This is a genomic window from Methanolapillus millepedarum (assembly GCF_032594115.1).
Taxonomy (GTDB): domain Archaea; phylum Halobacteriota; class Methanosarcinia; order Methanosarcinales; family Methanosarcinaceae; genus Methanolapillus; species Methanolapillus millepedarum.
In genome coordinates, this window is sequence record NZ_CP131060.1 from 112,889 (window position 1) to 125,014 (window position 12,126).

The following is a 12,126-nucleotide window of genomic DNA, read 5'->3' on the forward strand; positions in this document are numbered from 1 at the left end:
GCTTTATTTTAAAAACAAATCGATGCGACATGAAAGAAACCCCTAACCCTCAGGAGAAACGGTCCGGTGCACATTAAAGAGATTGAGTTTGTCAATTTCAAATCTTTCGGGAAACGGATCAAGATTCCGTTTTTTGAAGGATTTACGACGATTTCCGGTCCCAACGGCAGCGGAAAATCAAATATCATAGATGGAATCCTCTTTGCGCTTGGCCTTTCCAGTTCCCGAACCATGCGCGCGGAAAAGCTGACCGATCTTATTTTCACGGACGCGAAGTCCAAATCGCCCGAATTTGCGCAAGTGACGATTACTTTTGACAATACCGATCGAAAAGCACCGGTTGAAGCGGATTCATTTGAGATTTCCCGAAAGATCAAGCAAACCAAAACCGGTTATTACAGCTATTTCTATTTTAACGGAAAATCCGTCAGCCTCACCGAAGTTCATGAACTTCTCGGAAAAGCCGGCGTCACGCCCGAAGGCTACAATGTCGTCATGCAAGGTGATGTTTCTCAAATTACCGCTAAAATGAGTCCGAACGAACGCCGTAAAATCATTGACGAAATCGCGGGCGTTTCCGAGTTTGATGAGAAAAAACAAAAGTCTTTGGCGGAACTTGATATTGTTAAAGAACAAATTGAAAAAATTGATATTATCATCGAAGAAGTCAAACTCCGACTGGATCAATTATCTGAGGAGCGTGAAGTAGCGCTCAAATACCGCTCTCTTCGGGAAGAAAAGCAAAAGTATGAAGGTTATCTCATCCTGTCCAAGTTAAAGGACGCTAAGACCGAATTGGCGAATGTTGAGAAAGAACTTCAAAAATACGAATCATTGGAATCGCAAACCATTCAAAAAGTTAAGGATCAGGAAGAAAAGCTTGCGGAAATGGACGGCGAGTTGTCGTCGCTCAATCAGGAAATCCGGGCGAAAGGCGAAGACGAACAAATCCGGATCAAAAAAGAAATTGAGGAAATCAAAGGACTTATTTCGCGCGCCAGAGAAAGCATCGGTGTTTTGGAACGGGAAGAAGGCGATTTTGAATCCAAGCGCCGGGACTTGTTCGTTAAGATTGACGCGCGCAAAAAAGAAGTTGACGCCTATGAAAAATCTCTTGAAGACGAGCGTAGAAAAGAAGCGGCCGTCCAAAAGGAAAAATCGGACCGAAGTTCCGAAAAAATTATTCTGACCGGAAAAATTGCCGGAATTGAGCAGAAATTTTCCGAAAAAGCAGCCGTATCCAATCAAAAACGCTCTGAATTAAATGCCGTTAAAGATGAGAAAAACAAACTGATTCTGGACGAAGACCGTTTGACGGATGCGCTTCGGCGTAAATCTTCCGAAATTAAGGATATTGAAAACGAAATTGAAGAGGCGAAAAACAACGCGAAAAACGCGGAAAGCGACACAAAAGTAGCGCTGTACGACATTGCCAAGTTAACGGAAGAATCCGATAAACAGAAGCGCGACGTCGATGATTTGGAATCCGCGCACAAGCGATTGTCGGACGACAAGCGCCGCCTTGAAGACAAGTCGTCCGCACTTGAAAAAGAATACGGCGTCATTGAGGCGCGCGTCCGGGCAACCGAAGTCGGAAGCACTTATTCTCACGCGGTGGAAGAAATCCTCAAGGCGTCCAAAAAGGAAGAATTATACGGCGTTTGCGGCGTTGTCGCCAATCTCGGAAGCGTCGGGAAGGATTACGCGACCGCCCTTGAAATTGCCGCCGGTCCTAAAATGCAGGCCATTGTTGTTGAAACAGACGCCGACGCGGAACACGCGATTAACTATTTGAAACGGCGAAACTCCGGCCGCGCCACGTTTTTGCCGCTCAACAAAATTGAGCCGCGGCGAAACCTTCCGGATTTGTCGGTTGACGGATTCGTCGGTTACGCCATTGATTTGATTGATTTTGACCCGCAGTATGACGACGCGTTTTGGTACGTTTTCAGAGACACTGTCATCGTGGATACGCTTCAAAACGCCCGAAAGTCAATCGGCCGGTATAGGATGGTGACGCTTGAGGGTGAAACGCTTGAAAAAAGCGGTGCGATGGTCGGCGGCTCCGTCGCTCAAAAATCCCGGGTTTCATTCGCGGCCACTGAACGGGAAAAATTGGAAACGCTCAGCGTTGAAATCCGCGATCTTCACAAGAAGCGGGGAGAAATCATTTCCAAATTGGACGATTTGGACGGTAAAATTTCCACCGCCAATAAACGGGTGAATTCCATTTCAAACGAAATTTCCAAAAAGGAAATGCAAATCGAGGAAATCAAAGGCCGCGAAGACCGCCTGTCCGATGTGTTGGCTTCCAAAAAAGCCTCTTATGATGGTTTTTCAAAAGAGCGCGAGTCTTTCAAAAGGGAGATGAACGACGTCATTGAAAAACGTCTTGAAAAAGAAGAAATTCAAAAAGCGCTTGAATCGGAGATTGCCGAAATTGAAGCGGAACTCAACGACCCCGAGCTTGAAGAGCTTCGGAAAAAGTCCGTCCGAATAGATGAAGAAATTCAGCGTCTGAACGGCCGCCTGTCCGATATCCGATCCGACACGAACGCGGTCGAATTATCCAAAAAGAACGCGGAAGAATTGATTGAGGAAGCCCGTCTTGAAATTTCAAATCTGGAAGAAAAGAAAGCGACAAGTAAAGAAAAAATCGCGGCGCTTCAAAATGAAATTAAAGCGCATTCCGAAAAGCAAAAACAGAATGAAACCCGGGAAATTGAAATTTCAAACGAACTGAAAGAACTTCAAGAGGAACGGGCAACACTTGATGAAAAATGCACGCTGTTCCGCCGCCAGTTGGATAAGGCGCGCCTTTCTTTGGAGGACATTAAAAGCCATGCGGCGTCTTGCCTTCTTACCAAATCGTCTCTTCAGATTCAGTATGAATCTTTGCTTGCCGAAATTCGGGAACGCGGCCTTGAAGAGCGGGACGATATTCCGAGTTATCAGACGGTTTACATCACCATTGAATCTTTGGAAAAACAAATGGTGGCAATGGAACCGGTCAATATGCTTGCCATTGACGAATATGATGAAGTGAACGCGCGGTGCGACGAGTTGTCCGGGCGCCGTGATATTTTATTTAACGAGCGAGAACAGCTTTTATCTCGGATCGAACAGTATGAAAAGTTGAAACGCGATACGTTTATGGAAGCGTATACGGGCATCAACGCCAATTTTAAAAATGTCTTTTTCGAATTGGCCGACGGTTTTGGGGAATTGGTTCTTGAAAATCCGGAAGATCCGTTTGCCGGCGGCATGACGCTTCACGCGCAGCCGAAAGGCAAAAATATTATCCGCCTGGAATCCATGTCCGGCGGCGAAAAAAGTTTGACGGCGCTGGCTTTTATCATCGCCATCCAAGAATACCGTCCGGCGCCGTTTTACGTCTTTGACGAAGTTGATCAAAACTTAGACGGTTGGAATGTTGAGCGCGTGGCTGACCGTGTCTTAAAATCCGCGCCGTCGGCGCAGTTTATTGTTATTTCTCTTCGAAAACCCATGCTTGAGCGGGCCGACCGAATTATCGGCGTCACGCAGCAGGACGGAACAACCAGTATCACCGGAGTGAAATCCAAATGAGTTCCAATTCAAACAAAAAAGAAATGAAAGCCGCCGCCACACCGGCTTTTAAATCCACCGTCGTTTCGGCGCCGGTATCCGATTTCGGATTTATCGACGATTCTTTTATCGGCGATGAAAACGCTTTTGCCGACAACAGCCGGATTTTGGAAACAAATCCGGACCGGTTCGTTTCGATGGACAGCGAGTTTGTCCTGTCGGAAGACGACGACGCTCGTTCTTATTTCATCGATTCTTTGGGCGACAGTTTAAACGACAGCGGCATTGATGTGGATCAGTTGGATTTTTCATCGTTTATCGGCAACGAGCCGATTGAAATCTTGGTCGAACTCGCCAAATCCGGAAAAATTGACCCGTGGAATATTGATATTGTTCATGTGACGGACACATTTTTGAACAAGGTGGAAGAGCTTGAGCGGATGGACCTTCGGATTTCAGGGCGTACGCTTTTGTATTCCTGCGTTTTGCTTCGGATGAAATCAACCGGCCTTTTCCGGGAAGAATCGGAAGTTGAAGCGGAATGGAGCGAAGAGGAAGATTGGGATGCGGAAGAAGAATTTGATATTTCCGAGTTTCCGGCGCCCGTTTTGCCGATCCGCCGCGAAGCCCGCCGCCCGGTGACGCTGAAAGAGTTAATTGACGAACTTAAAAAAGCGGAAAAAGATGTCATCAAACGCCGCGAGCGTCTGATGGAAAGTCCGAAACGGTATATTGATGTCGAATTAACGACGGAAGACGTGGTCAACATCGCGCACGATGAGGCGATTTTAAAGAGAACCGGGTCGCTTTTGGATATTTTAAAGCGGCTGTTTAAAACAAAAGAATGCGTCACCATTGACGAGGTGTTTTCGCTTGAAAATTCCGATAAAATCATGGATTACATCACGCTTTTGTTTTTGGCGTCTATGAAAGAAATCGTTTTGTATCAGGAAATTATTTTCGGAGATTTGTTTATTTACCCGTTCGGCGCCGTTTTGGATGAATCAAACGCAATCGAAACGGAAGTTGTTTCCGGCGGCAAATTAAAGCTCAAAAAGAATGTTGAGGAAACCGCCGCGGAAAACGGATGATTATTATTCTACTCTATTAATTAAGGTAGCAGCTGAGGAGATATGACCGGTTTTATGATGACTAAAAATGTTGATTTATCTGGCGGAGAAGAGCCTGAGTCTCATGACTCGGTTGAGCTTGGTTCCGATATTTCGGATTCCGGTTCACGCCGTTCCGCCCCCAAAACAAAATCCCGGCGCTCCAAGAATGCGGTGCTTGTTGACGGTTCGGACGGTGAAGATTCTTCCGTTCCTTCTCAAATCAGCAGCCGTGTTGCAAAACAAATCATTGAAGCGGCTTTGTTTGCGGCCGGCAGCGCCGTTTCCGTTGAAACGCTCATGAAAATTTCCGGTCAAAACAAACGTGAAGTCCGCGAAATGGTGAGCGAGCTGCGAGAGGAATATCTTTCCCGAAATTCCGGCATTGAAATTTCGGATTTGTCGGACCGCTTTGTGATGCAGGTGCGTCCCGATTTTGCGGAAAAAGTACGGGATGTTGCGCCCAAAGAGCTCACGTCTTCTCAATTAAAAACGCTGTCGATTATCGCTTACCACCAGCCGATTACGCAATCGGAAGTTGTTGAAATGCGCGGCGCCAACGCTTACGAACATATCGGAGAGCTTTCCGAACGCGGATTTATTGATTTAAAACCGCAAGGGCGGACCAAAATTATGACGACGACGCGCCTTTTTGCGGATTATTTCGGCATTTCCTCATCCGGAACATCCGATATCCGAAACAAAATGGTTGAGATTTTAAGAACACAGGGCGGTCAAAGCAATATTTCCCGGTTCGCGCCTGAAAAGAAGGTGGTCGTGACCGAAATGTACGAATCGCTTGCCCGAATGTGCGGGATGACGAATTACAAAGTGGCCAATCCTTACCACCCAACCGACGATGACAAAAAAATCATTATGGAATCCAATGTTTTGATTTTGGCGAAAGGGTATGCCGACAAGGTTCTTGAACAAAATCCCGCGTTTTCAGGGCAAATCGTTGAGGTTTCATCAACAACTTTCGGCGATTTAATCGACGATATCAATGTCGTTCGGGAAACCCTCGGAGATGATTTCTCACGTCTCGGAAAAGCAGGCAAAGCCGATGAAAACATCAACGATTTAAAGGAATTCCAAGATATTTACCGGAAAAAAGCGCTTTTGATCAAATCAAAAGCCAACCCGGCCACCGAAATGTCGGCCAAATTGTTGAATGAGATGGGCATCGGTATTTCCATAGATGGAATTGTTATCGCGCCGGATTACGGGAAATCGTCCGACGGCAAAAAGATTCCAAAAGGCACCGTGACATTTCCAACGCATAAGAGCCAGTCCGGCAATTTAATTAAACGTGTTTGCGAAAAATATGATGCTGTCATTGCCGGTTTAAAGGAGGCGGATAAAGCGGAACGAGACAAAAAGGCCGGAAAAGAAAAAACGGATAAGTCTGAAAAAACAACGAGAGCCGATGACTCTGCCGTCGATAGGAGTTAATTTTAAATGGATTGATTTCATACGTTTTATACATTTTAACATTTATATCACGCTTTCACATCTTCATGAATCGAATTCATCAAAATTTGATTCATGTTGAAATTTTAATTTCAACCGGCTGGTTTTGTCCTATGTCAAAAAAATCGACAGCATTTGTTTTCATTTTATTTCTTCTTGTCATTGTTACGGCAGTCGGTTTGATTTTTTTGGGCATCGGTTCCAGTTATTTTTTCAAAGATCAATCCATCACGTCTCAAGAATCCGATTTTTCGGGTCATTCTGACACTTCCAACGCTTCAAACGATTTGCCGGCGGAACCGGTCCCTCCGTTAACGCAAAAGGTGCCGGAAGAATCTTACATCGGCAAAATAAGCGATACGCACCTCCAGAATATGTTTTATGTTTATAACGGCAAAAAGTTTTATTCCAGTTATTCGGACGGTTCGGCGGCCCGCGTTGTGCGGACTCGTTTTTCCGAAAACAAATCTTATGAGGATGTTTGCACTTTTTTGTAGAACGACAAAACCGATGAACATATGTACCTCCCGAATTCGTATATTTGCGTCAATTATGCGACCGACCTTGCGAATAATTCGGAGGCGGCCGGCATAAAATGCGGGATCATTGTTTTGTGTTTTAAAGAAGGCGGAACGCATATGCTCAACGCTTACCGTTTGACGGACGGGCGGACGATGTATGTCGAAACCACCGGTTCGGAAGGATTTGCCGGCTCGGACATTTTCTTTTTTGAGCTTAAAGAAGGGGACATTTATTTGGATGGAACAGTCCATCGAATCTACACATTTTGGTAACAGGAAGTGGTGAATTGATTGAAGTCGAAGTTAAAGTGAAAGCTGATCATGCGGCGGTCAAAAAAATCGTTTTGGAAAAAGGAGCTGTTTTTTCCGGCGTTGAGGAGCAGGCAGACGTTTATTTTAATTCGCCGTCCCGGGATTTTTCAAAAACGGACGAAGCGCTTCGTGTCCGCTTGGTGAACGGCGCCGGTGAAATCACTTACAAGGGACCGAAATTGGATAAGGTTTCAAAGACGCGGACCGAATATAATTGTCCGGCGGATGCCGAAAATATAATCTCTATTCTGTTGGCGCTTGGTTTTTTTAAGTCGGGCGCTGTTGCTAAACGGCGGGAAATTTATAAGCTGGACGACTTCTTAATCGGCTTTGACACCGTGAAAGATCTGGGGGAATACATGGAAGTTGAAACGGATGTTTCGGACGGGTCAAGTCCGGAAGAAATCAAAGGCGCTACGGATAAAATTTTCCGGTTTTTGAAATCTTTGGGGATTGAAAAAGACGCGTCCATCAAACAATCCTATTTAGAATAGGTTTTAGAAAATCAAAACAAAAGTAAAAATTAATAATTTAAAAATCACATAAATCATAATCATATAAACTTAAATCTTGTCTAATAAACATAAATTTGCATAATTCATTCATATTTCAGGGGATGCTATGGTTCAAATTCGTTCTTTCTTTTTGTTTTCTTTGGTTGCTTTAACCGTTTTTGCTTGTGTTTTTGTGTCCGGATGCATGAGCACAGCATACACGGTTGAAGGAAAGGTGTTGATGGAAGACGCGTCGCAGCCGTTTGGAAACGCTGTCATTTATCTGCAGCTTGAGGACATCACGGACCCGGACAAGGTTGTTGTCATGGATACGGCAGTGATTAAAAACGGTTCGTTCAATCATTATTCTTATGTGTTGGTCCACGACGGTTACTTGAATCCGAAGGGCATTTATACCGTGTCCGCTTGGGTGGATCTCAACGGAAATACGCAAAAGGATAATGGCGATTTTGTGTCAAAGCCGATTCATCGGCTTGAAGCCAATATTTTGGAACAGCCGTTTGACATTTATGTTTATCCGTATGCCGGATAAACTTTTTACATTTTAATTAAAAAAGATTTTATTGCTGTTTTTGTTTTTTATTTGTTTTTATTTTTTATTTTTTTCATCATGTGGTTCGTTCGTTTCGTCTTTTTTGTCACCGTAATCTTCCGAAAATTCAATGAGCGTCGGTGGGTTTTCGGATTTGTATTTCTCTATTTCTTTTTGCAAAATTCCGATACTGGGGACCAACGCGACGAGGAATCCGACCACTTGTCCGATTTTTGAGATGATATAGATGGTACTTTGCGTTGTTTCTTCTTCCGGGCTTAATGTTTCGTCTTTTAATTTTGCTTTTGAGGTATACGCAAAAAACGAGAACAAAACAAGAAGAATTAAACCGATGGCGACAAACGTGTAGAATTGTTTTGTTGAAAATCTGGAAAGAAATGTTTGGTCTTCCGACATATTATCAAATAACCTCTCTTGGATTATAAATTTTGTTCTCTCAACGATGGTTGGCAGGTTTACTTTCTTGTTTTGATTTTGCCGGATGACGTCAAACGTGTACTTCCGTTGTTTGAGGTGAGTTTGGAAAATTGGTCCTCGTCTTTTGAACAATATCCGAAAACAGAACCGCAAAATCAAACGCGATTGCGTTTGTATTTTGCGGAAGTTGGAAATTGGAAATTGGAAGTTGGAAATTGGAAATTGGAAGTTGGAAATTGGAAGTTGGAAATTGGAAGTTGGAAATTGGAAGTTGGAAATTGGAAGTTGGAAATTGGAAGTTGGAAATTGGAAGTTGGAAGTTGGAAATTGCAAATTGCAAATTGCAAATTGCAAACTGTAAATTGCAAACTGCAATCTGCAAACTGTAAATTGCAAACTGCAATCTGCAATCTGCAAACCGGAATGGAACTGGCAGTTAGAATCGGTAATTTGTATGCCGGCTGGTACTTTGGGGGGCAGTTCATGGATATCCGCAAAATACAAACGCAGAGCGTTTGATTTTGCGGGACGGTTTGCCTGTTTCGTCAATATTATAGCCGCCTACATGTTTTAAGCGACCGAAGAGAACCGTTCGCGAAGAGAACTTTTTGGAAACAGCCTCCCCTCGCCCCTTGAAAAATTCCGAAGCGGAGCGAAGGAATTTTTGCGGTAGAATTTGCGGGGTGGTTTTCATGAGTTGGAAAAAGTGACAGGACAGTTTGATGAATTAAAAAAAGTGGCGGGGTGGTTTGTATAAATTAAAAAATGGCGGAATGGGTTCTTTTATTCTAAACGAAAATGTGTCGCCATAACGCGCGCGCCGCCCGCTCGAAAACAACAAAAAAGAACAAGAAAAAAATGAAAAAAGAAAAGTTGCAGCAAAAAACGCGGCATCAGAATGTGACTTCTTCTTCACCTTCGCGAATCGGACGGTTGAGGAAGTATTTTTCAACGTAATAGACGAGTTCCTCGTCGGAAATGCAGGATGTCCGAAGCTCGTTGTCGTAGAGGCTCTGGATTTCGTCCTGGATTTTTTTGAGGCGCGGGTCTGTTTTGTTGATTTTAATGTCAATATTGAGGAGTTCTCTCATGGTTTCTTCAACTTTGTGCTTCACGCTGTCGAGTCCCGATGAATCGCCAAGCAAAACAAAACGCTCGCCACCGACCAGTTCCGGCGGATAGGCTTCGTAAATGAACGGATTTTTAAGAACGCCGGAGGCGTGGATGCCGGATTCGTGGGCGAAAACGTTTCGTCCAACCACCGGTTTGTTGCTCGGAAGTTTGATTCCAATGCTTTTTTCCATGTAATGGGCAAATTCCGTCAGGCAGCTTAAGTTGTATTTTTTAAATCCTTCCACACGGTCGGCCAAGAACAAAAGAATCTTTTCCATACCGGTGTTTCCGGCGCGTTCGCCAATGCCGAGGAAAGTGACGCTTGTCCAGTTGGCGCCGGCCAAATATCCGGACAGAGAGTTTGCGGCACCGAGACCGTAGTCGTCGTGGATGTGGGTTTCAATGTTTTTGGCGCCGATTTTTTTGAGCGATTGAACCATGGACGGGACGCTGTACGGTTCTCCGAATTGTTCAAAGGGAAGTCCGTAGCCGACGGTGTCGCAAATGCGGATGATACAGTTCGGGTCGATCTCTAAAATCTTTTTGACGAGCGGATACGTAAATCCCGGGTTGTCGGCGCGGGTCATGTCTTCTAAGTGGGCGCGGGTTTTTAAACCATGGTCAACGGCATATTGGAGCGCGTTTAAGTATTTTTCTTCGGCTTGCTGGCGGCCGGAAAGTCTCATCTTAGCGAAAATGTGGGAATCGGAAACCGACATTAAAATTCCGGTTTCGTGAAGGCCGTCAACAGCGAGGACTTTGTCGATATCGGCCGGAACGGCGCGGGCCCAACCGGTGACGACCGGACATTCATAACCGATGTCCAACATGGTTTTGACGGCATCGATTTCACGCTTGTTGAAAACGAAAGCTTCCACTTTTTCGATTCCGATTTTGTGTAAATATTCATAACATTTAATTTTGAATTCACGGGTCATGACAATGCCCGGCATTTGGCTGCCGTCGCGAATCGTGCTGTCGCTGATGAATATGTCATCTTGGGACAAATTATTGATTTTGGGCATGTCTTCATAACTTTCATAAAGGGTCATATTGATTACCTCACTTGGTTTTTGTTTCGTTGTCATACGATTTCAATAAATTCAATAAGCTGAATGTTTCTATATTTTGATTAAACTTGATTAACGAATTTTTGAATTAATAAACTTGATGGTTTTTCAAAACAATTTCTAAAATTTTCGAATTTCGGCATTTTTGACCATTTTTTCATATCTTTATCCGTGCGGCATCTTTTTTAACCCGGCTGAATTTGATTAAAAAAGAGAAAAGAAATTTAAAAAATGAAATCTGAATCTGATCCGTCCTTTGGATCTCCTTTTTTCAAAATGGACAAAATTCGGAATTTATTTATTGAAAACCATAAAAGCAGTTTCTTATTCAAATATGTTCCTGTTAACAATAAGAATTCAGGTTTACAATCAAAAAACCGATTTATAATTCCTTCCAAAACATTATGAAAATTCGGTTAACAATTCTGTTAAATCATTTATCATCTGACCCATTTATTCATCTGAACCGTTTATTCATCTGAACCGTTTATTCATCATTTTTAGCTTTTGAATCATTTAAATATTTTCGTCATTGGTGTTTGAATTATTTGACCGACATTGTTTTGGTTTACCGGATCGATTTTTCATTCTTAAAAACAAGCGGTTATTTATAATTTGGAAGTTTTTATATGAAAAATATCAAATCCGTAAATGCGCCCTGAATATGCGCCACGGAACGGGGGATTTATCACATGACGGATCAAGTTCATCAAACTCAGAATGATTATGATCTCAATATCAGCGAAATTTACGATCAACTTCAAAAGAGGCCCGAGCCGCCAAAACCGCCGGTAAAAACGGAAGAATTTGAGGAAATTCATGATGTTAAGAATGAAAATCGTATCCGTTTGGCCTGCATTTTAGAATCGGGAGATATGGATTTTCGGGATAATTTGGTTTTTCGGATGCATCCGGTCGCAGCCGGACTCAAATCTTTTAAAAATAACTCCAAAATTTACGTTGATACGCCGCTTGTGAAGGAAGCCGTTCTGTCTAAAATCTCAAATGAGCAGGAAATGAGAAAAAAAGAAGGCATTGAACAGATCCCGGTGCCGGAAGTCGTATGTGCCGCAACTCACCCCAAGGCGGAAGAGTTTTCAAAAAAACATAATCTTTCAAAAGCTGCCGCCGGATTTATGCTTCTTAAAAATGAAATTAAAAGTTCAATTGTTATCATCGGAGAAGATGATTCGGCGCTTCTCGGCGTTTGCCGCCTGGTTGAACGCGGAAACAAACCCTATCTGATTTTGGGTTTTCCGGCCGGATTTGAAAATCAGAAAAAATCGAAAGAATTCTTGGAAGCGGAACAATTAGAAACACCTTTTATTCTGTCACAAGGAACAAAAGGCGGCGTTGCCGTTGCGGCGGCGGTTGCCATTGAATTGATGAAAATTTGGGACGATGAAAAATCGGTGAAGTCATAAAAAATAATTATTTGTCCCTTCTTCCTTTATTTTCTCATTTATATTTATTTCGTTA

General features: G+C 43.4%; 11 protein-coding genes. 9 read left to right on the forward strand and 2 right to left on the reverse strand.

Annotation, left to right across the window (positions count from 1 at the left end; all coding sequences use genetic code 11):
* Positions 1–66: 66 nt before the first annotated feature.
* The 7 genes from smc (at position 67) to MsAc7_RS00565 (ending at position 8,026) form a co-directional block, all read left to right on the forward strand.
* Entirely contained in the window at positions 67–3,588 is a 3,522-nt protein-coding gene (smc, locus tag MsAc7_RS00535; RefSeq protein ID WP_338102664.1) for a chromosome segregation protein SMC, read from the forward strand.
* Entirely contained in the window at positions 3,585–4,658 is a 1,074-nt protein-coding gene (locus MsAc7_RS00540) for a segregation/condensation protein A (protein WP_338102665.1), read from the forward strand. The genes smc and MsAc7_RS00540 overlap by 4 nt, the downstream gene beginning before the upstream one ends.
* Positions 4,659–4,712: 54 nt before the next feature.
* The gene (gene scpB / locus MsAc7_RS00545; RefSeq protein ID WP_338102666.1) at positions 4,713–6,128 is read left to right on the forward strand and encodes an SMC-Scp complex subunit ScpB; all 1,416 of its coding nucleotides are present in this window, start codon (positions 4,713–4,715) and stop codon (positions 6,126–6,128) included.
* Positions 6,129–6,259: 131 nt separating this feature from the next.
* Positions 6,260–6,643 (forward strand): hypothetical protein, encoded by a 384-nt coding sequence (locus tag MsAc7_RS00550; protein WP_338102667.1) that lies wholly within the window; start codon positions 6,260–6,262, stop codon positions 6,641–6,643.
* 21 nt (positions 6,644–6,664) lie between these two features.
* Positions 6,665–6,940, forward strand: coding sequence for a hypothetical protein (locus MsAc7_RS00555; RefSeq protein ID WP_338102668.1), 276 nt, complete (start codon positions 6,665–6,667; stop codon positions 6,938–6,940).
* A 14-nt stretch (positions 6,941–6,954) separates the two neighbouring features.
* On the forward strand, positions 6,955–7,473 hold the full coding sequence (gene cyaB, locus MsAc7_RS00560; RefSeq protein ID WP_338102669.1) for a class IV adenylate cyclase: 519 nt from the start codon (positions 6,955–6,957) through the stop codon (positions 7,471–7,473).
* Between the two features lie 127 nt (positions 7,474–7,600).
* The gene (locus tag MsAc7_RS00565) at positions 7,601–8,026 is read left to right on the forward strand and encodes a hypothetical protein (protein ID WP_338102670.1); all 426 of its coding nucleotides are present in this window, start codon (positions 7,601–7,603) and stop codon (positions 8,024–8,026) included.
* Positions 8,027–8,083: 57 nt separating this feature from the next.
* Here the strand turns inward: MsAc7_RS00565 and MsAc7_RS00570 are convergent, their stop codons facing one another.
* On the reverse strand, positions 8,084–8,443 hold the full coding sequence (locus tag MsAc7_RS00570; protein ID WP_338102671.1) for a hypothetical protein: 360 nt from the start codon (positions 8,441–8,443) through the stop codon (positions 8,084–8,086).
* Between the two features lie 18 nt (positions 8,444–8,461).
* On the opposite strand from MsAc7_RS00570, the gene MsAc7_RS00575 reads away from it, so the two are divergent.
* Complete coding sequence (locus tag MsAc7_RS00575) at positions 8,462–8,983, forward strand: hypothetical protein (RefSeq protein ID WP_338102672.1); 522 nt, start codon at positions 8,462–8,464, stop codon at positions 8,981–8,983.
* A gap of 374 nt (positions 8,984–9,357) precedes the next feature.
* Here the strand turns inward: MsAc7_RS00575 and MsAc7_RS00580 are convergent, their stop codons facing one another.
* Entirely contained in the window at positions 9,358–10,629 is a 1,272-nt protein-coding gene (locus MsAc7_RS00580; protein ID WP_338102673.1) for a homocitrate synthase/isopropylmalate synthase family protein, read from the reverse strand.
* A 710-nt stretch (positions 10,630–11,339) separates the two neighbouring features.
* Here MsAc7_RS00580 and MsAc7_RS00585 point away from each other — a divergent pair.
* On the forward strand, positions 11,340–12,071 hold the full coding sequence (locus MsAc7_RS00585) for a precorrin-8X methylmutase (protein ID WP_338102674.1): 732 nt from the start codon (positions 11,340–11,342) through the stop codon (positions 12,069–12,071).
* The last annotated feature ends 55 nt before the right edge of the window (positions 12,072–12,126 follow it).